This window comes from Pseudonocardia zijingensis, assembly GCF_042657305.1.
Lineage (GTDB): Bacteria > Actinomycetota > Actinomycetes > Mycobacteriales > Pseudonocardiaceae > Pseudonocardia > Pseudonocardia zijingensis.
Genome location: NZ_JBHSKO010000006.1, coordinates 44,764 through 64,785, shown reverse-complemented (window position 1 = coordinate 64,785; position 20,022 = coordinate 44,764). Strand labels below are relative to the sequence as shown.

Genomic DNA, 20,022 nt, shown 5'->3' with positions numbered 1-20,022 from the left:
CAGGGTGGTGATCACTTCGACCTACTGGTGCCGACCAGGCGCTTCGCGATGAGCCAATCGACCTGGTGCAGCTTCCACATCACCCACCAACGCAGGCACGGACGTCGCCGGCGTCGCAGGCAGGTGGCGGGATGCGCCAGTGGCGGTCCCCATGCGGGGGACAGGGCGCAGCCCCTGACCGACCGCTGCGCCGTCCCGACGCACACGGAACGCGATGGCCGGCGCCAACAGCACCTGCACCGGTGCTGCCCGCTTGACCGTTCGAGCCATCGCGCTTACCGTCCTGGGCGTTAATCGCATGACTGTGCGTTTTACGCCCACCCCCCTCAATCTGGAGTGTGATGGACCCGAGGAATGGAGAGTGGTCCGCGTCCGAGGCCGCGTCGACGCTTCCCGAGCTGCTCGAGCGCAGCGCCCAGCGGTGGCCGGATCGGGTCGCCGTGGTCGACGAGCGCGGCGCGTGGACCTACCGGGGTCTGCTCCTGGCCGCGACCCGGATGGCCGGTGGGCTCGCCGCAGCAGGCGTCCGCGAAGCCGATGTGGTCGGTCTGTGGTTGCCGAACTCCGCGTTCTGGCTTCAGACGCACGTCGCGCTCGCGCATCTCGGTGCGGTCGCGGTCGGGATCAACTCCCGCTACCCGGTTGCTGAGACCGCGCGGATCCTGTCTGCGGCGGACGTGCGCACCCTCGTCGTGGATCCGGGGAGCACGGGAGTCGCGGACTCGGAGACGGTCGCCGAGCTTGTCGCAATGCCCGAGGTCGAGTTGGCCACGGTGATCTCGCGCGCCGGCCGGCTCGCGCTGCCGGACGGGGTCGCGTCCCTCGACGCGAACACGCTGCCGACCCGCACGGCGCCCCTCCGGGCGACGCCGGAGACACCGAGCACCGTCTTCACCTCGTCGGGCTCGACCGGGACCCCCAAGCTCATCCTGCACAGTCAGGGCGGCGTCAGCCTGCACAGCGACGCCATCGCCGCGTCTTTCGGATACACCGCGCCGGATGCCGTCGTCCTCGGCCAGTTGCCGCTGTGCGGGGTGTGGGGTTTCAACACCGTGTACGCCGCACTGGCGGGCGGAGCGACCGTCGTGCTGATGCAGCGGTTCGACGCCGCAGCGGCGGTCCAGCTGGTCGAACGGCACCGCGTGACCCACGCCAACGGGCCTGACCTGTTCGTGCGCCAACTACTCGCTGCCGCGGAATCCGACCGGCAGTCGGTCGGCTCGCTACGGGCCATCGGCTTCTCAACCTTCAGCAACGACTCGCGGGAGCTGGTCGACCTCGGCGACCGGTTCGGGGTCACGCTCTTCCAGGTCTACGGGTCCAGCGAGCAGCAGGCGTTGATGGTCCACCAGCCCCTCGACGCCGACCCGGAACGGCGCGCGGTCCCGGGCGGTCCGCCGACCAACCCCGCCACCCGGATGCGGGTCCGGGACGCGGACTCGGGCGAGCTGCTCGGCTTCGATGCGCCCGGCCTGCTGGAGACCACCGGCCCGAACGTGATGCTGGGCTACCTCGGCCGGGACGGCATCGACACCTCGGCGTTCACCGACGACGGCTGGCTGCGGACCGGGGACATCGCGATGACGACGCAGGCCGGTCTGCACTACCTGTCCCGCGCGAAGGACGTGCTGCGGCTCTCCGGGTTCCTCGTGGACCCGGCAGAGATCGAGCAACGCATCGAGGAGTTCCCCGCCGTCGTCGAGGCGAAGGTCGTCGGAATCGACACCGCCCGCGGATCCCGATGCGTCGCCTTCGTCCGCACCGCCGACCCGAACCGGTTCGACGAGGAGCAGCTACTCACCGCCTGCCGGCGCTCCCTCGCCTCGTTCAAGGTCCCGGTCCGGATCTTCCCCGTCGCGGAGTTCCCCCGCGTAGACGGAGCGAACGGGCCCCGTATCCAGCGCCTGGCCCTGCGCACGATGGCAGCAGAGAGGTTGACGGCATGACCGCATCGACGGTGCCCGCGACGAGTCCCCGCGATCCGCGCCTGGATGACGACCTGCTGCGGGCGGTCTTCGCGCCGGCGTCGATCGCCCTGATCGGGGCATCGGACAACCCGGAAAAGCTCATCACCTTCCGCCCGATCCAGTACCTGCAGCGCTTCGGCTTCCGTGGTGCGATCTATCCGATCAACCCGAAGTACCGGACGGTGCAAGGACTGCCCTGCTACCCCTCGGTCCGCGACACCCCCACCCCGGCAGAGCTGGTCGTCGTCGCGCTCCCGCGGGAACGGGTGTTGTCCGCGCTGCAGGAGTGCGCCGACGCCGGTGCGAAGGTCGCGATCGTCTACTCCTCCGGGTTCGCCGAGGTCTCCGACGGCGCCGGGCTCCAGCGTGAGCTCACGGCGCTCGCAGCGAGGACCGGGATGCACGTCGTCGGCCCGAACTGCCAGGGCGTGGCGAACCTGGCCACGGGCTTCTACCCGTGTTTCTCCACAGCCTTCGCGACCGACTCCCCGGAACCGGGGCGGGCCGCGATCATCTCGCAGTCCGGCGCGGTAGCCGCGATGATCTACAACAGTTGGACGGCCGCCGGCGGGGGCGCGAAGTACTGGGCGTCAACCGGCAACGAGGCGGACGTCACCGTGGCCCGACTTGCCCGCGCCGCCGTCGAGGACCCCGACATCGACACGCTGCTGCTCTACCTGGAGAGCGTCCGAGACGCCGACGTCCTCGCCGCACTCGCCGAGCGCGCCGCGCAGCTCGGAAAACAAGTGGTCGCATACCGCTCCACCCACAGCGGCGACGCATGGTCAGCCGCGTCGCGACACACCGGCGCGGGCACCGCCGCCGAGGATGCCTTGTCTACGGCGGTGCCGACCGGACCGCACCTGCACTCGGTCTCCTCAATCGCACAGCTGGTCGGTGTGGGGCAGCTGGCCCGGTCGAGCAAGGCGCTCGCTGGTCCGAGGCTCGGGGTGATCAGCAACTCCGGTGGTCTCGGAGTGATGGTGGCGGAGGCCGCGGCCGCCGCGGGCTTCGATCTCGGCGCGCTCGCCCCGGACACGCGGAATGCGCTGGTCGACGTCCTACCGGGCTTCGCATCCGTCCAGAACCCGGTGGACGTCACCGCACAGCTGCTCAACGATCCCGCGCTGCTCGCCACCGCACTACCCGCCATGCTCGCCGACACCGAGGTCGACGCACTCGTCGTCGCGCTCGGCGCGGTCGGCGACGGCTACGACCTAGACCGCATCCGCGCCGACGTGCTGCGCGCCCATCAGGCGTCGACGAAACCGATCGTCGTCATCTGGGTGGGAAGCCGCATCGATGTGCGACGGGACCTCGGCGCGACAGGCGTTCCCGTGTTCACCGGCGTCGACGACGCGCTCACCGCGCTGGCGGCCGTCCGAGTGGGCCCGGCCGCGCCAACGCCACGGCCGGGGCCGGAACGACCCACGTTCGACGACCTGTTCGTCGGCGCCAACTACACATCAGCGCCGGTCGTGGTCACCGCAGCCGCGCTCGACCACTACGCCGCAGCCGCGCACCAGACCGACGACTGCGACAACGTCCACGTGAACCTCGATGCGGCCCGGGCTGCTGGACACCCCCGCCGGGTCGTGGCGGGCCTGCACACCCTCACCCAGATCACGATCATCGGGCAGCGTCTCGGGCTCTGGACGCACTCCTCGGCCGTCGCGGGCTTCCGGTCCGTGCGGTTCGCCGCACCGGTCTACGAAGGCGACCCGATCGCCCTGACTCTCACCGTCGACGAGCTCAAACCGCTGCGGCGTCGACGTGGCTTGGTGACGTTCCGGTTCGAGCTGATCCGAGACGCCTCGCCTGTGGCGACCGGTTCGGTCGACTACGTCTTCGACGCGCGGGGGCGGTGAGTCACGGTGCGTCCCTACGAGCCGTACTTCCTCGAGGACCTGGCCGTGGGTCAGGAGTTCGAGACCGCCCGCCGAACGGTGACCGAGACCGACCTGGTGACTTTCGCGATGCTGTCCGCTGACTGGAACGGGGTGCACACAGACGCGCTCGCGACTGCGGACTCCGAGTTCGGTGGGCGCATCGTCCACGGCGCGCTCGGCCTGGCCATCACGACCGGACTCGTGCAGCGCACCGGGATGTTCGAGGGCTCGGCCGTCGCCCTGCTCGGCTTCAGTGACTGGCGATTCGATCGACCGCTGCGCGTCGGTGACACGGTCTTCACCCGGCTGCGGATCGCCGAGCTGCGCCGAACGCGGCGCGGCGACCGGGGGGTCGTCACCCGCGAGCTCGAGCTGATCAACCAGCACGACGAGATCGTCCAACACGGACGCAGCGATTTCATGGTGCGCTGCAGGAAGGTGGGCTGAGCTGTGCAGACCCGAATCACCGAGCTGCTCGGGATCGAGCACCCCGTCGTACAGGGCGGAATGCAGTGGGTCGCGACCGCCGAGCTCGCGGCCGCCGTGTCCGAGGCCGGCGGCCTGGGGATCATCAGTGCGCTGACCCAGCCGACCCCTGAAGCGCTCGCCGCCGAGATTCAGCGCTGCCGCCGGCTGACCGACCGGCCGTTCGGGGTGAACCTCACCATCCTCCCCGCGATCGACCCGCCGCCGTACGAGCGCTACCGCGACGTCATCATCGCCGAGCACGTACCCGTCGTGGAAACCGCAGGCGCCAACCCCGCCGACCACATCGCCGCCTTCCGCGCAGCAGGGATCACCACGATCCACAAGTGCACGAGTGTGCGACACGCCCTGAAGGCCCAATCGGTCGGCGCGGACATCGTCACGATCGACGGGTTCGAATGCGCCGGTCACCCCGGCGAGGACGACGTGCCGGGCCTGGTGCTGCTCCCGGCCGCCGCCCGTCAGCTCGAGGTGCCGCTGCTCGCCTGCGGCGGTTTCGCCGACGGGCGCGGGCTGATGGCAGCGCTGGCGCTCGGCGCGGACGGCATCAGCATGGGCACCCGGTTCATGTGCACGGTCGAATCACCCGTCCACCCCGACGTGAAAGCCGCGATCGTGGCCGCATCCGAACGCGACACCGAGCTCATCCTGCGACCACTGCGCAACACCTCCCGCGTCGCGTCCAACACGGTGAGCCGGGAGGTCGTCGCCGTCCTGACCGACGGCGGGACGTTCGACGACGTGCGGGAGCTCGTCGCCGGCGCCCGAGGCCGCAAGGTCTACGAGCTCGGCGACACCGAGCACGGCATCTGGACCGTCGGCATGGTGCAAGGCCTCATCGACGACATCGCGACCTGTCGCGACCTGCTCACACGCATCGTCGACGAGGCAGCGGTAATCGCTCACCGCCAGCTGGCGGCCTTCCCGCTCTCCCAGGCCGGCTGACGGCCCGCCCTCAGCCGGTCTCCACACACGAAGGAGTGTGCGAACAGTGCAATCGGCACACGCAGTTCCCGGTCATCGCCCCCTCGGGCGGGTCGTCGGCGCTTCCCTGGTCGGCTCCTCCATGGAGTGGTACGACTTCTTCCTCTACGCGACGGCCTCAGCCCTCGTGTTCAACAAGATCTTCTTCGCCGCCGACGACCCCGCGGTCGGCACCCTGCTGTCGCTGGGCACGTTCGGGGTGGGCTTTCTCGCGCGGCCGATCGGCGCGGTGCTCTTCGGCAGCCTGGGCGACCGGCTCGGTCGCAAGCCCTCCCTCGTCGCCACGCTGATCCTCATGGGTGTGGCCACGACGGGCATCGGCCTCGTCCCCGACTACCACACGATCGGGGTGTGGGCACCGGTGCTGCTCGTGATCCTGCGCTTGCTCCAAGGCCTGGGAGCGGGCGCCGAGCACGCCGGTGCGACCGTCTTCGCCGCCGAGTACGCATCCCCCCGACGGCGGGGCCTGTTCGGCGCGATCCCAGGCTCCGGACTCTACGTAGGTGTGCTGCTCTCGTCGGGCATCTTCGGGCTCTTCGCCAGCATGCCCGACGAGGCGTTCCTGGCGTGGGGGTGGCGGATCCCGTTCCTCATCAGCGTGGCGCTGGTGGCCGTCGGGCTCTTCATCCGGCTGCGGCTCGACGAGACCCCCGAGTTCAAGGAGGCCGAGGAACACCACGAGATCGTCGGTTCGCCCCTGCTCACCACGTTCCGCAGCCAGTGGCGAAGCGTCCTGATCGTGATCGGTGTCGTCGCCGGGCCGTTCACCGCGACCTACGCGTACCAGACCTACTCACTCAGCTACCTGACCCAGCAGCTGGGTGGCTCCGGATCCACCGGCACTCTCGCACTCACCATCGCCTCCGTGGTGGCGATCGTCGCGGTCCCGCTCGCGGGAGGACTGTCGGACCGGATCGGCCGACGCCCCGTGATCATCGGCGGCTCGGTGTTCTCCGCAGCGTTCGCGTTCCCATTCTTCTGGCTGCTCCACTCGGGACCGGTCGGCGTCATCCTCGCGATGGTCGGCGGCGTCGGGATCGGTGTGCCGCTGATGCTGGGTGCGCAGGGCGCGCTTCTGGCGGAGCTGTTCAACGCCCGCAACCGGTTCACCGGGTTCTCGGTCAGCCGCGAGCTCGGCTCGGTCCTGTTCGCCGGCATGACCCCGTTGGTCGCTGCCGCACTGGTCGTCGCCGCCGGCGGTGCGTCCTGGCCGGTCTCGAGCTACGTGGTCGGCGCGTGCCTGCTGACCCTGGTCGTCGGAATCGCGATCCGCGAGACACGCCCCACCGATACCGCACCCACACCACCGCGGAGCACCTCCGTGGTGCCATGAGCCCGAGCGGGTCTCGCCTATCCTGCGGATCGCTCAAGACACGACGCCAGACACTGACGCCGTGCCGACACAGCGGAACGCGAAGGTAGGAGACTGCGGTGGTGGAGCAAGCCGCGCCGAGCATGCGCGCACTCGAGCGCGGGCTCGCAGTGCTCAAATCTTTCACCAGCACCGAAGGCCCGGTCTCCATCTCCGAGCTCGCACGTAGGACCGGCTTCGACCGCGCGGTGATACGCCGGATCCTCGGCACCCTCGAGTCGCTCGGATACGTGACCCGCCGCAACGGCGGGTTCATGCTGCTGCCGTCCGTCCTCGAGCTCGGCTACGCCTACCTGTCTTCAGACCCACTACCGGGGCTGGTCGAGCCACGGCTCGAACCGCTCGCCCAGAAGCTGCAGGAGTCCTGCTCCTTCGGGGTGTTGGAGCACAACCGAGTCGTCTACCTGGTGCGCGCTCAGATCAAGCGCATCAGCGGGCCGTCACTAGCCGTCGGCTCGGTGATGGAGCCGCACCTGACATCGATCGGACAAACGCTGCTGGCACACCTCGACGAGCACGCCGTTGACGCCTACCTCGCCGAGGTCCCCCTGGAGCCGATCACGCCACGAACGATCACCACCCCCAAGGCGCTGCGGCAGCGGCTCGCGCGGGTGCGCCAACAGGGCTGGTGCCTCGTCGACCAAGAGCTGGAGCTGGGCCTTCTGGCGCTCGCCGCCCCGGTGCGCGCCAGCGACGGTCGCATCATCGGAGCAGTCAACATCACCTCGCACACGTCCCGGACCACCCCTGACGATTTCGTCGAGAAGATGCTCCCCGAGCTCCACGAGACCGCGGCCCAGATCGAGACCGACCTCCGCCACGCCCACATGTAGCGGGGCACGCCGTTGTACCGTCGCTCGTCGGACCAAGCCATACCTCGGATGGCCCCGCTGCTCGCGACCCCTTCACTCCGGCGATTCGTCACGAACGAGTGGCCGGCCGACCCTTGCCGGCCGAGTTGTACCGACCCGAGCCGACCTGTAGCGACCGAAACCACACCGTCGACCTGGAGCAGTACGCGACCCCATTTCGCCCCGCCCGACACCGTGATCCAGATTTGCTCCAGGTAGGCCTGAACCGGCGCTGGTCAGGGAACCGGCGGACCACCTCGGCGATGCTCGCGACGTTGCTGCGGTCGCGGATCGACGAGTCCCCGATGCCGACCGCCACTTGGCGGCGAATTGGTCGAACGCACGCACGTTCCACGTGCCCACCGGAAGGTTGGTCGGAGTCTTGGCGGGGATCTGCCGGTCCAGCGCGCCAGACAGCTCAGCGAGCTGCTTGGCCACATCAGCAGGCATAGCCGCATCGGCCAAGTCAGGCATCCCAGTCCTCCTCGACCCCTCCCGGCGGAACTCTCAACCTCGCGCCGGGACAGCCGCCGGCGACGCGTAATGGTGTTCACTCTGAGTGAGCAGGTCGTTACAGTACCGCTATACGGCTCCGCACTATGTGCGGTCTTCAACCGCGTCGACCGGCCGACGCCTTGGATGCGCTGATCCGGGGCACGACCAGGTCGAGGACCGTGCGCAAGTCGCCGCGGCCCAGGCGACGACGATGTCCCGGCCGAGCGCGAGGCTCATCCCGGCCCCGACCGCGGGGCCGTCGACCGCCGCCACGCACGGCGGGGCAACCGGTGCAGCGCCCGGGCCGCCTCGTTGATCTGCCCCATCAGGCCGAGCACGGACTCCTCGGGCACCCCGCCCGAGAGGTCCGCCACCCGCCTGCCCGGCAACGCCGGCGGCGGTAACGTGACGTTCGTGGAGGTGGTACGCCCGGGCCCGCTGCGCTGGTTCTGGTACGCGCTGGGTGGCGGCCTTCCTCCCCGTTTCCGGGCCTGGGTGCTGCACGACGCGACCTGCCGGACGTGGCAGCTGCGCCACTTCGCCCGGGCCTTCGCACAGATGAGCCTGGTCGCGGCACCGGTGCTGCTGCTCGTCCCCGGGCCGCTCTGGGTGCGGCTGCTGGCGGTGCTGCTCGGGTGGCTGGTCGCGTTGCAGTACGCGCTGTTCACCATGGAGGAGGCCGTCGAGCACCGGGTGCGGAAGGCGGGATTCCCGCCGGGCGCGGCGCAGGCGGGACGCCACGAGCTGCACGCCGACGAGCGCGCGGCGGCAGCGGCGCGGTACGCGGCCCGCTACCGCGCGCCGGAGGCCTGAGGACCCCCCGTCACCACCACACGACCAGCCACTCCTGCTGGGCACCCGTAGCCGCTCGAACACGTCCCACCGGGTCGCGGCCATCGCCCGGAACACGTCGAGCGCCTCCGGTCGACGGCCTCGAGGGATTCGCCGGCGACCCTACCCGCCGAGTGTCACCCGGTCCCCGACCCGTACCGTGCCGGCCCGCACGACCTCGGCGTAGCAGCCGGCGCAGGGGCGGACCCCGAACCCGGGGACCTCGACCCGGTTGTTCGCCATCACCGTGCGCACCGCGTGCGGCGCCCGCGGCAGCTCCCCGTGCTCGAGGGTGGGCACGGAGCAGCGCGGGGTCGGCAACGCGATCCGCAGCACGGTCGGGCCGTCGGCGCCGTCCGGGTCGCCGACCTGCAGCGTGCGGCCGATCCAGTCGTTCTCGACGAACGCCGGTGTGCCGGGCGGTGTCTCCACGACGAGGTTGGGGCGGTAGCGGACCTGCTCGGCGCCCACCGCCTCGAGGGTCGCACTCGTGATCAGGTGCACCGGCGCGTAGTCGACGAACGAGGCTCCCGGCGTGCCCTGCCCGATCTCCAGCGTCGCCGCCGGCACGACCGCCTCGACCCCGTGGTCGAGCACGTCCTCCGGGTCGGGCCGCTCGACCGACGCCCCGTCCGGGCGGTCCGAGGCGACCCGGACAGGCCGGGCGAGCGCCTCGGAGAGCAGCTCGTCCACGTCTGCCGCGGTGGCCTCGCGCGTCCACCCCGCCGGCGAGGTGACCAGAACCTGCCCGTCCCGGACCGCGGCGGAGTACGTGAGCAGCGACCGCCACAGGCGCGGGTGCTTGGCCGTCGCGACGATGCCCGTCGTCGAGTCGATCAGCGCGAGGCCGCGGTCGTGGGCGAACCCCGCCGCGTCCAGGCGCGCCTCGTCGACCCGCTCCCCCAGCATCGACTTCACCGGGTAGCGCCACATCGTCGCGATCCGCACGGGTAGGACGCCATCAGACGCCGGGTCGCCCGTCAAGCGTCAAGCATCGACCCCCAGGTCACGGGCGTGCCGGCCGCTCACGTTCCCGCCGTCCACACAGATCACCTCCGGTGACGTACCCCGCGGCCGGGCTGCCCAGGAAGACGAGCACGGCCGCCTGCTCGGCGGGCTCCGCGACCCGCCCCAGCGGTTTGGGCATCCGGTCCAGGAAGTCCTGGCCGAGCCCGGCGCGGGAGTCCTCGAGGATCGGCTTCTCGTCACGCCCCGACAGGTGCAGTTGACGCGGATGCCCCGGGCGGCGACGGTCGCGGCGGTGGCCAGCATGTGGAGGACGGTCGCCGCCTTGGACACCCGGTAGCCGCCGTCCGCCAGGGCGTCCGGATGGGCATCGCACCACGCGAGGCCCTCCGGGACGGACGCGGTCGCCACGAGCCCCCGGGTGATGGCGGCGTTCTCCCGGTAGCCGGCCGCGGCAAGCGACGAGACGTCGACGACGGCCTCTGCGCCGAAGCAGTTGCGCGCGAGTGGGGAGACGGAGAGCTCGGGGGAGTCGGTCATGACCGGCTCGGCTCCCCTTCCAGGTGTCTTGCCTTCTCCCCTCCCAGGCCAGTCCTTCTCCGGGTCTCGACCGGAGAAGTAGCGCAGATCACAGCCGCGAGGCTGGCTCTCCACGATCAGCCTCCCCGGTCCCCCGACAGCACGCCCCACCGGCCCTCCAGGGAGCAGCAGCCACACCGGTCGAGACGCACGAGCCGCCGAGCAATGCGGGACCAGGTCGAGGACTGCGCGGAGATCGCGGCCCGACCGCTGAGGAACAGCCGATACTTCGACACCTCGGGCGACGCCGACACCGCCGTACTCCGATGCCGCGTCCTACGCAGTGAACCGCCGGCGGCGGCGACCGCGCCGGGCACGAGCTACTGCCGCCGAGTTGCCTGCGCGAGCTGCTGGCGCGCAGCGACTTCGTCGTGGTCACCGCCCCGCTGACACCGGAGACCAGGGGGATGCTCGGCGAGGAAGAGTTTCGGGCGATGAAGCCCACGGCGTTCTTCATCGTGTTCTCTCGCGGCGGGATCGCCGACGACGCCGCCCTGCTCCGGGCCGTCGACGAGGGTTGGATCGCGGGCGCCGGTCTCGACAACTTCGGCGAGGAGCCGCTCCCCGCCGACAGCCCGTTCTGGACGGCGCGCAACACCATCTGCACGCCGCACAACGGCGCCACCACCGAGGCCACCCTGCGCCGCGGCGCCGACATCTTCATCGACAACCTCGGGCGGTTCGCGCACGGCGAGGAGCTGGTCAACATCGTCGACAAGGCCGCGGGGTACTAGGCCGCCCTCGGGCCGAGACCGCCGGCCGGACACCTCCTTCTCGCCTGATAGATTCTGCATACCGCGAATTCTTTTCCGTCTACCCGAATTCATTCGAAGGAGAATCATGGAGTATCGCCCTCTTGGCAGCACGAACGTGCTGGTCAGCAGCCTGTGCCTGGGTACAGGCAACTTCGGCCGGAGCGACGCCGCCCCGGGCAACTGGGGGGCGACCGACGAGAAAGAGGCGTTCCGAATCATGGACGCCGCATTGTCGTACGGCATCAACTTTTTCGACACCGCGAACGTGTACGGCAATTTCGGGCCCGGCACGACAGGCGACAGCGAGCGGATCATCGGGCGCTGGTTCGCCCAGGGCGGCAACCGTCGTGAACGCGTCTTCCTCGCGACGAAGGTCAGCCGCGTCATGCTCGACAACGACTTCGACGGACCGAACACCCGCGATGGACTCTCGCTCTGGAAGATCCGGCGTCACGTGGAGGGCTCGCTCGAACGCCTGCAGACCGATCACATCGAGCTGATCCAGATGCACTACGTCGAGCACCGCACCCAGTGGGATCAGATCTGGGAAGCCTTCGAGGGCCTCGTGCGCACCGGCAAGGTCGACTACGTCGGCGGGAGCCAGTTCTACGCGTGGGAGCTCATGAAGGCTCAGGCATCGGCGCAGAAGCGCCACTTCATGGGCCTGATCAGCACGCAGCACCGGTACGACATGACCAGCCGCGAGGCGGAGCTGGAGGCCTTCCCCTGCGCCATCGATCAGGGGATCGGCATCCTCCTCTTCAGTCCGCTGCGTCGCGGCGCGCTCGCGGTCGACGTGCTCGAACCGGACGATCGTCCCCTCAACGACGAGACCGTGCAGTTCATCGAGACGCACCGCCCGCAGATGACGGAGTACGCGACGCTGTGCCACGACCTCGGCCACCGGGTCGGCAACGTGACGCTCGCCTGGCAGCTGGCGCATCCTGCCGTCACGGCACCGGTCATCGGGCCGGCGACGGTCCGTGATCTCGAGGAGCTCGTCGAGAGCGTCGAGATCTCGCTCTCGGACGAGGTGATGGCGGAAATCGATCGAATCTTCCCAGCCCCGGTCGGCCACTTCTACGGCGGTCCGGCTCCGGAGATGCGGCCGCTTTCGTGGGCGTGAGATTCGGTGTCAGCCGCAGGTTCCGCGTGGTCGGCCGGCTGCCGGCGGATTGACCGGCGTCACGCCGCTCGATGATGTCCTGCCTGTCTCGGTGACCAATCGTCGACCGAGCGCCTGCCCTCGTCGTCTACGCGCGCGCGAACGGGATCACCCCGCACAGCGTCGAGACGAGCCGGCGCAAGGCGCAGATGGCCGCCTCGACCCGGCGCGCGACGGGATACATGCGGGGCGAGCTCGCCGTGGCGCTGCCGGCCGGGACGGTGATCTGCTCGCGAATATCAAGGGTGGCGTGCCGATCCGCTTCGACAGGAAGCTGCTCAGCGGTCTCGGCATCGCCGGGGGCGCATCCGACCATGATGCCGAGGTGGCCCGGGCCGTCGGCGCTGACCCGGTCGACCGACCCCGCACCGCCGCACGGCCCGTCGCCGGCCGGAGCCGGAGCGGGTACCGGGTCACCTGTGCGGCGACCACCTGCCCGTTGCGTCCGGGTGGTCGACGAGCACGTAGGGCCGGTCGGCGAGCGAACCGCGCAGTCCGGGCATGACCCACGCCGCCCCGCCGTCGGCGGCGCGCACGGTGGCGAACAGGACAAGCGGGTAGGGCGAGCGCGTGTAGTCGGCCGGGATCGTCGCGGTGAACCCGCCGGGGCCCTCCGTCATCGGCGTCTCGACGAAGTCCTCGCCCTGGTTCAGGTGCCGGTAGTGGAGCGTGATGTGCGCGCCCGACTCGGCGCCCTCGATCCGCACCGGGAGCTCGTGCCCCGGGCGCAGCACGGACGCGACGTCGACGACGATCGAGGGCGCAGCGGGTGTCGCGGCCGGCTCCGGCGCCGGTGCGGCCGCACTCGAGGCCGACCGCGGAGCAGCGGCCGCCAGCTCGGCGAGGCCGCGCGCGTCGGCGTCGATGGCCGGTACGCGATCGCGCCAGTGCCCGTATTGGGGCCGGCGGAGACCGAACCCGAGATCGTCGGCGTACACCCCGTCGACGATCTCGAGGATGCGCTCGTACGCGTCGGAGGCGGAGGCGGCGTGCCGCGCCGCCGAGCTCCGACGCCGGGGGTCGTCCGTCCGCATCGCGATGCCGTGATCGACCCCGGCACGCAACTTCGCGGCGAAGAACCGCGCCAGCTGGATCAGCACCTTCACGTCGATCGTGACCCGGCGCGTCTCGAGGGCGTCGCCCGTGACCGCGATTCGGTCGAGCGCGGCCGCGGCCGTCGCCGCGAGCTCGTCGAACCACCCCGCGACGTCGATCGGCGTGTGCTTGCCGGTGGCGCAGCCGGCGAGCAGGCCTGCGATGTACTCGTCGGTGGTGTCGAACATGGCCGGGTCGAGGGGGCTGACGGACCCCCAGGCGTGCGGGGCCGGGACCTCGGAGCTCGCCCAGTCCTCGTCGGCGATCCCGAGCAGCGGGATGTCGAGGAACACCTCGGGCCAGTACGACTGGTTGTCCGCGGCGATGTCGAACGCGACCGTCATGAGGGGCAGGATGCGCCCGGCCGTCCCGACGGCCTCCTCGACGTGCGCCGCATCGTCGGCGAACATCGAGCGCAGCCACCGCCGCCACGTCTCGGGCGACGCGTCGGGGTCGTAGAGCAGGCGACCCCACAGCCGGTACTCGTAGCGGTACTTCTTCCAGTCCGCGGTGCCCATGGCGAGCTCCGGGTCCGCGTAGAGGTCGCGCGGGCCGTTGCCCGCCGTGTCCTTCCGCCCCCGGAACGTGAGCGGCTCGCACAGCTCCACGCCCAGCGCGCCGGCGATCGTGCTCTCGCGCGCGTAGCCGGCGAACAGGACCGGATCAGCCCACAGCAGGAGCCGCTGGGTGCCGGGCCAGATGCGGAAGAGCAGATCGTGCTCGCGGTCCGCCGGGAGGAAGTCGCCGTACCCGTAGCGCGTGAAGCGGCGCGCCCCCTGGGTCACCTGCCGGAGGTCGTCGTCGCTCGGGCGGGCCCGCTCGAGGTCGCGGATGGTTGTCTGGTGATACGGCAGACCCTGGTGCTCGGCCGCGTACTTGGCGCTCAGCATGACCGCCTGGCCGGTGCCGGCGGCGATCTCCTGAAGCTCGGCGTCGACGCCCTTGGCGTGCATGTCGATCAGGATCGGCCGCCCGACATCGCGGAGGCCCTCCATGACGGTGCGCCAGAACGACCCGCGGATGTCCTCGGCAACGCCGCCCTCGTAGTGGACCCGGAAGGTCACCCCCGCGATGCTCGGGCACGCGGCGAGCACGGTCGACAGCGCCTGGGCGGAGTACGCCGCGACGTCATCGCCGGTCAGACCGTGGATGGGGTAGCGCAGATGGGGGCTCGGCACGATGTCGGGCTCGGCCGCGTGCATCCACAGACCGAGTTGGAAGTGGATGCCGCGCCGCGCCGCCTCGTCGCTGGCGAAGCGCAGGGCCCGGAGGTTCGCCTCGCGCTCCTCGGCGGACAGGCCCTCGACCGTGACGTTCCAGTCGGGGACGTCGACGAGGAACGGGTACGCGAAGCAGAGGTAGTTGTCGCGGATGTCGATCTCGTGCGAGTAGTTGTACTGCATCCCGAGAGCGAGCTGGAACCAGTTGATGCGCTGGGTGGCGAGCTCGTCGAGGTACTCCGTCCAGAAGGCCTCGTCGCGGAACCAGTCCTGGTCGAGCCGGTCGCTCGAGAAGGATCGGAGGATCCCGCGCACGGGGACGGCAGGCTCCTCGTCGACGTCGTCGAGGGCATCGAGCGCCGCGGAGGGGTCCGGGGCCGTCCGGATGCGGTCGGCGATGTCGCTGACCGCGTAGGCAGCGCCGACAGGGCCCCCCGCCGAGATCGTCACAGCGCCGTCGTGAGCGCGCCGCAGCCGGAACCCCTCCGGGTGGAGGTCGCGGTCCAGGCCGAGGACGATCGCCGCCGACGGCCCGGGGCCCGATGCCGCGAGGAGGTCGCGAGCCCAGGCGACGACCGGGGACGCAGCGAGTTCGTCATCGGTCACGGTGAAGGAGGTCGGCATTGATTCCCTTTCCGCTGAGCGAGGCAGTCCGATGCGCCGCACGATCTCGAGCACCTTGTCGTCCTGAGAGGAGCGATGATCGCCTTCCCGGCGCCGGCGGCGTGCGGTAGCACGCGCCGCCCCACCTCCGTGAACATGCGCATCCGGTCACGACGGTCGCGGCGGCCGCTCCCCGACCACGAGCACGCAGGTCGGTCCGGAGACCGCATGCGAGGCACGGACCGCATGCTCGCCCGCGTCGAGGATGTTCACCGCGTCGGCGCGATTGTCGGCGACGAGCAGCAGGTCGTCGTCGAGCACGAGATCGCGCGGCCAGGTGCCGCCGAGCTCCGACTCGCGCGGATCGACGAGGCCGTCGGGCGTGCGCGCCGCCTTGAGCACCGTGCCCGGACCGCGATTCGCGACGAGGATGGTGTCGCGCCCCGCCCGGATCGCCGAGGGCATGACCTCGTCGGCCCCCGTGAGCGACGACGCGATGACGCGCTCGAAGCCGGCCGGCCGGCCGAGGTCGTCCCACCGGATCTCGCCGGAGAGCTCGCATGCGACATAGAGCAGACCATCCGCCGCGATCGCGTGCCGAGGTCCGCTCCCCGCGGGGCAGGAGAACCGATCCGTCTCCCGCAGCACGCCCTCGGCCGTGACCTCGATCCGCCGCACGACGTCGGCGCCGAGGTCCGGCACGAGGAACGCGCCCTCGACCTCGAGCACCTGGTGGGGGTGCGAACTCTCCTGGCGCGGCGACGGTCCGGAACCCTCGAAGCGCAGCTCGTCGACCCGGCCGGCGATCGTCCCGTCCGGGTCGAGCCGGTACAGGGTCACGGAGCTGGTGCCGTAGTCCGCCGTCAGCAGGTGGCTCCCATCGCCCGACACGGCGAGGTGAGCCGGGCCGCCGGCCGCTCGCCCCACGCTCTGCTCGCGCAGCACGCCCGGCTCCGACAGCGCATACCCGGTCACGACACCCTCGCCCGTACCCTGGCTCGCCGCGTAGACGATCGGCAGGGCGGGGTGCTCGGCGACGAAGGCGACCGGACCGGCCGCGACGGTGTCGGTCAGGGCGACCGCGACCGATCCGTCGTCCCCCGTCGTCACGGCCAGCACCTCGAGTCGTCCGCCGCCGGCCGGTGTCCGGTCGGCGGACCCCACGACGACCCGGCGGGTCCGCGCGGCGCTCACGCGCTCGCCCCACTCGGCTCGAGGCTGTCGAGGAGCTGGCGGCGTTGACGACGGCGCTCGGCCTGCCGGTCGGGATCGGCCACCGGCGACGCCAGGATCAGCCGTTGCGTGTACGCGTGCTCGGGGTGCGAGATCACCTGCCCCACGGGCCCGGTCTCGACGATGTCGCCTCGGTAGAGCACGCACGCCCGGTCGCTGATGTGCCGCACCACCGCGAGGTCGTGCGAGATGAAGAGGTAGGCGACCTTCGTGCGTTGCTGGATCTCCCGGAAGAGGTCGAGCACTCGCGCCTGCGTGGTGAGGTCGAGCGCGGAGACCGGCTCGTCGCAGACGATGAGCCGCGGCTCGGGCGCCAGCGCGCGGGCGATGGCGATGCGCTGGCGCTGGCCGCCGGAGAACTCCTGCGGCCGACGATCCGCCGCGTCGACGGGGAGACCGACCTGGTCGAGCAGCGTCCGCACCCGGGCACGCGCGTCGCGCCGCGAGACCCCCTGCAGCAGGAGCGGCTCGGAGAGGATGTCACCGATCGCCATGGCGGGATTGAGGGAGCTGTACGGATCCTGGAAGACGACCTGGATCTCCTTCGCCAGCTCTCGGCGGTCGCGACGGCTCGCCGACGTGATGTCGCGCCCGTCGAAGCGGATGCTCCCGCCGCTCGCCTTCACGAGTCCGAGCACGGCCCGCCCGATCGTCGTCTTGCCGGAGCCGGACTCACCGACGAGTCCGAGCGTCTCCGCCTCGGCGATCTCGAAGCCGACGCCGTGCAGCACCTCGGTGCCCCGGCGGCGGGTGCCGAACCGCACCCGCAGCTGATCGACCGCCAGCAGCGCGCTCATCGCGCGGCGCCGATCGTGCGCGCGCTGTCACCGTCGGGGGCGCTCTCGTCGAGGATGGCGTCGAGCAGCCCGCGTGTGTACGGATGCTTCGGTGTGTGGAAGACCTCCCGCGTCGTGCCGGTCTCGACGATCTCGCCGCCCTGCATGACCGCGATCCGGTCGCAGATGTCGGCGACGACGCCGAAGTTGTGGGTGACGAGCAGGATCGCCATGCCGAACTCCTTCTGCAGGCCGCGCAGCAGGTCGAGGATCTCGGCCTGCACCGTGACGTCGAGCGCGGTGGTCGGCTCGTCGGCGATGAGCAGCCGCGGCCGGCTCGCGACGGCGCCGGCGATCAGCACGCGCTGCGCCATGCCGCCCGAGATCTGGTGCGGGTACGAGCTGAAGACGCGCTGCGGATCGGGGATCTCGACGCGCGCGAGCAGGTCGAGCACCGTCTGCCGGGCCTCCTGCCGTGACACCTTCAGGGTGCGCCGCACCCGCTCGGTGAGCTGCGCCCCGACGGTGAACGACGGGTCGAGGTTCGACATGGGCTCCTGGGGGATGTACGACACGACCCGCCCGCGCAGCGACCGGAGCTCCGACTCGGAGAGGCCGACCAGCTCGCGCCCCTCGATGCGGACGGAGCCCCGGGTGACGCGCGCCTCGGGGGCGAGCACGCCCAGCACGGCGAACGCGGTCTGGGTCTTGCCGGAGCCCGACTCTCCGACGAGACCGACGACCTCGCCCGGGTCGACGGTCAGGCTGACGCCCTTGACGACCTCGCGCGGGCCCGTCGAGCCCGGGAACGAGATGCCGAGGTCCTCGACCGCGAGCATCGGCTCGTCGACGCGCTCGCCGTCCACCACGGCCGACGTCGGCGCCGCGGTCGCGGCGAGCCGGAGGCCCTGCGCCGGCTTCTGGCGCTTCGGGCGCGGGCCGCTGAAGGCGTCGCGGAGGGAGTTCCCGAACAGGACCATGCATCCCGTGTAGACCCCGAGCGCCACGCACGGCCACACGAACTGCAGCGGCGCCGCGTCGATGTTGTTGAAGCCGGAGTGGATCATCAGGCCGAAGCTCGGCACGTCCTTCGCCCCGACGCCCAGGAAGGCAAGACCGGACTGCGAGGCGATGGCCGTTCCCATGAGGAATGCCGTGTTGACGATGATCGGGCCGCGAACGGCATACAGCACGTGGCGGCCGAGGATGCGGATGTCGCTCAGACCCGACACACGCGCGGCGTCGATGTAGAGCTCCTTCTTGACCCCCAGCACGAGGTTCCGCACGATCCGATACGTGCCCGGGCTGAGGAGCACGCCGAGCACGAGCATCGTCCAGCGGTAGTCACCGTGCGTGAGCGGGAGCAGCACGATCAGCGTGATGAGGCCGGGGAAGGTCAGGATCAGGCTGAAAAGCCACTCGGTCCCGCTGCGCACCGCGTTGCCGAAGTACCCGCCGACGAGTCCCGCGATGACGCCGACCGCGAGGGCGACGCCCGCGCCGATGACCGCCGAGACGACGCTCGTCTGCAGCGAGTAGAACAGCTGCGACAGGATGTCGCGCCCGCTCTCGTCGCCGCCGAGCAGGTACCCGGCCGTGCCGGGTGACGCGTTGATCGCGTCGAGGCTCGCCCCATTCGGATCGTGCGGCGAGATGAGCGGGCTCAGCAGGCCGAAGAGGGACAGCAGCACGATGATGACGCCCGTCATGATCGCCTGCGGGTCGCGGAGCAGCTGCCGCCACACCGATCGGCGCGGCACCGACGAGATCTGCTGGTCGGCCGGATCCGGGATCAGCGTGGTCAATGCAGCCTCGCTTTGGGGTTGAGGTAGCCGTTGACGATGTCGGCGATCAGGTTGACCACGGTCACGAGCACGACGCTCACGATCGTGACGCCCATGATCACGGGCACGTCGATGCTCTGCGCCGAGGTGAAGGCGAACGAGCCGAAGCCCGGCAGGGCGAAGACGTTCTCGATGATGACGGAGTGGCTGAACAGCTGGATGAACTGCAGCGAGGTCACCGTCAGGGCCGGGCTCCCCGCATTGCGCAGCGCGTGCTTCAGCACGATCGACCACGAGGGCAGACCGGCGGTGCGGAGCGTCCGCACGTAGTCCTTGCCGAGCTCGTCGATCATCGAGCCGCGGACCTGCGCCGTTATGGCCGCCATGCCCGCGACGACCAGCACGACGACCGGGAGCGTCGTGCTGCGCAGCCAGCCGACCGGACTGTCGCCGAACTGGACGTAGCCGGTGGCCGGGAAGATCTTGAGCTCGACGGCGAAGACGACCACGAGCACGATCGCGGTCAGCAGCGCGGGAACCACGTGCCCCACGAGCGAGATGCCCTGCGCGATCCGGTCGGGCGCGCCGCTGCGCGATGCCGCCCAGACACCCAGGATCACGCTGAGGATCAGCGCGATGGCGAGGCCCGGCAGGACGATCGACATCGTGACGACCATGTGCGACAGGACGGCGGGCGCGACCGCCTGGCTGGTGAACAGCGACGTACCCAGGTCGCCGCGCACCGCGTGAGCGAGCCAGTCACCGTACTGCACCACCAGGGGCCGGTCGTAGCCGAGGTCGTGCAGCCGCCCGGTCACGGAGTCGGGGGTCGCGTCGGGCCCGAGCAGCGTCGAGACCATGTCTCGGAAGGAGGTGCTGAGCAGCAGGTAGGTGATGAACGTCACCAGGACCGCGAGTACGACGCCGATGCCGAGTCGCCGGAGCGCATAGAGAAGCACGGGGGAACTCCT

Annotated in this window: 17 protein-coding genes and 1 pseudogene; 10 read left to right on the top strand and 8 right to left on the bottom strand. The window is 70.7% G+C overall.

Going from position 1 to position 20,022, the window contains the following annotated elements; genetic code table 11:
- Positions 1 to 341: 341 nt before the first annotated feature.
- The 6 genes from ACFPL3_RS14495 (at position 342) to ACFPL3_RS14470 (ending at position 7,531) form a co-directional block, all read left to right on the top strand.
- Complete coding sequence (locus tag ACFPL3_RS14495) at positions 342 to 1,946, top strand: AMP-binding protein (protein ID WP_343941830.1); 1,605 nt, start codon at positions 342 to 344, stop codon at positions 1,944 to 1,946.
- Complete coding sequence (locus ACFPL3_RS14490; protein WP_343941831.1) at positions 1,943 to 3,835, top strand: CoA-binding protein; 1,893 nt, start codon at positions 1,943 to 1,945, stop codon at positions 3,833 to 3,835. The genes ACFPL3_RS14495 and ACFPL3_RS14490 overlap by 4 nt, the downstream gene beginning before the upstream one ends.
- Positions 3,836 to 3,880: 45 nt before the next feature.
- Positions 3,881 to 4,303, top strand: a complete 423-nt coding sequence (locus tag ACFPL3_RS14485) for a MaoC/PaaZ C-terminal domain-containing protein (protein WP_343941832.1) — start codon at positions 3,881 to 3,883, stop codon at positions 4,301 to 4,303.
- A 60-nt stretch (positions 4,304 to 4,363) separates the two neighbouring features.
- On the top strand, positions 4,364 to 5,287 hold the full coding sequence (locus ACFPL3_RS14480) for an NAD(P)H-dependent flavin oxidoreductase (RefSeq protein ID WP_379589194.1): 924 nt from the start codon (positions 4,364 to 4,366) through the stop codon (positions 5,285 to 5,287).
- A 121-nt stretch (positions 5,288 to 5,408) separates the two neighbouring features.
- Entirely contained in the window at positions 5,409 to 6,659 is a 1,251-nt protein-coding gene (locus tag ACFPL3_RS14475) for an MFS transporter (RefSeq protein WP_343941834.1), read from the top strand.
- A 98-nt stretch (positions 6,660 to 6,757) separates the two neighbouring features.
- Complete coding sequence (locus ACFPL3_RS14470; RefSeq protein ID WP_343941835.1) at positions 6,758 to 7,531, top strand: IclR family transcriptional regulator domain-containing protein; 774 nt, start codon at positions 6,758 to 6,760, stop codon at positions 7,529 to 7,531.
- A 746-nt stretch (positions 7,532 to 8,277) separates the two neighbouring features.
- On the opposite strand, the gene ACFPL3_RS14465 is transcribed toward ACFPL3_RS14470, so the two are convergent.
- On the bottom strand, positions 8,278 to 8,418 hold the full coding sequence (locus ACFPL3_RS14465) for a hypothetical protein (RefSeq protein WP_343941836.1): 141 nt from the start codon (positions 8,416 to 8,418) through the stop codon (positions 8,278 to 8,280).
- 40 nt (positions 8,419 to 8,458) lie between these two features.
- Here ACFPL3_RS14465 and ACFPL3_RS14460 point away from each other — a divergent pair, with 40 nt between their 5' ends.
- Entirely contained in the window at positions 8,459 to 8,857 is a 399-nt protein-coding gene (locus tag ACFPL3_RS14460) for a DUF5313 family protein (RefSeq protein WP_343941837.1), read from the top strand.
- 141 nt (positions 8,858 to 8,998) lie between these two features.
- On the opposite strand, the gene ACFPL3_RS14455 is transcribed toward ACFPL3_RS14460, so the two are convergent.
- Positions 8,999 to 9,823, bottom strand: coding sequence for an MOSC domain-containing protein (locus ACFPL3_RS14455; RefSeq protein WP_343941838.1), 825 nt, complete (start codon positions 9,821 to 9,823; stop codon positions 8,999 to 9,001).
- 58 nt (positions 9,824 to 9,881) lie between these two features.
- A complete protein-coding gene (locus ACFPL3_RS14450) occupies positions 9,882 to 10,022 on the bottom strand; it encodes a hypothetical protein (RefSeq protein WP_343941839.1) in 141 nt (46 codons plus the stop codon).
- A 721-nt stretch (positions 10,023 to 10,743) separates the two neighbouring features.
- Here ACFPL3_RS14450 and ACFPL3_RS14445 point away from each other — a divergent pair.
- The 3 genes and pseudogenes from ACFPL3_RS14445 to ACFPL3_RS14435 form a co-directional block, all read left to right on the top strand.
- Positions 10,744 to 11,154, top strand: coding sequence for an NAD(P)-dependent oxidoreductase (locus tag ACFPL3_RS14445; protein ID WP_379589193.1), 411 nt, complete (start codon positions 10,744 to 10,746; stop codon positions 11,152 to 11,154).
- Between the two features lie 106 nt (positions 11,155 to 11,260).
- A complete protein-coding gene (locus ACFPL3_RS14440) occupies positions 11,261 to 12,301 on the top strand; it encodes an aldo/keto reductase (protein WP_343941840.1) in 1,041 nt (346 codons plus the stop codon).
- Between the two features lie 98 nt (positions 12,302 to 12,399).
- Positions 12,400 to 12,480, top strand: a pseudogene (locus ACFPL3_RS14435) (hypothetical protein); the annotation flags it as partial.
- 273 nt (positions 12,481 to 12,753) lie between these two features.
- Here the strand turns inward: ACFPL3_RS14435 and ACFPL3_RS14430 are convergent.
- The 5 genes from ACFPL3_RS14430 to ACFPL3_RS14410 all read right to left on the bottom strand — a co-directional run bounded on the left by ACFPL3_RS14430 (position 12,754) and on the right by ACFPL3_RS14410 (position 20,010).
- Positions 12,754 to 15,261 (bottom strand): hypothetical protein, encoded by a 2,508-nt coding sequence (locus tag ACFPL3_RS14430; protein ID WP_379589114.1) that lies wholly within the window; start codon positions 15,259 to 15,261, stop codon positions 12,754 to 12,756.
- 165 nt (positions 15,262 to 15,426) lie between these two features.
- Positions 15,427 to 16,452 carry a lactonase family protein gene (locus ACFPL3_RS14425; protein ID WP_343941843.1) on the bottom strand — a complete coding sequence of 342 codons (1,026 nt, stop codon included), beginning with the start codon at positions 16,450 to 16,452 and terminating at the stop codon, positions 15,427 to 15,429.
- Positions 16,449 to 17,288, bottom strand: a complete 840-nt coding sequence (locus ACFPL3_RS14420) for an ABC transporter ATP-binding protein (RefSeq protein WP_343941844.1) — start codon at positions 17,286 to 17,288, stop codon at positions 16,449 to 16,451. Before ACFPL3_RS14420 ends, ACFPL3_RS14425 begins: the two co-directional genes overlap by 4 nt.
- On the bottom strand, positions 17,285 to 19,072 hold the full coding sequence (locus ACFPL3_RS14415; RefSeq protein ID WP_343941845.1) for a dipeptide/oligopeptide/nickel ABC transporter permease/ATP-binding protein: 1,788 nt from the start codon (positions 19,070 to 19,072) through the stop codon (positions 17,285 to 17,287). The genes ACFPL3_RS14420 and ACFPL3_RS14415 overlap by 4 nt, the downstream gene beginning before the upstream one ends.
- Positions 19,069 to 20,010, bottom strand: coding sequence for an ABC transporter permease (locus tag ACFPL3_RS14410; RefSeq protein WP_343941846.1), 942 nt, complete (start codon positions 20,008 to 20,010; stop codon positions 19,069 to 19,071). The genes ACFPL3_RS14415 and ACFPL3_RS14410 overlap by 4 nt, the downstream gene beginning before the upstream one ends.
- Positions 20,011 to 20,022 lie beyond the last annotated feature (12 nt).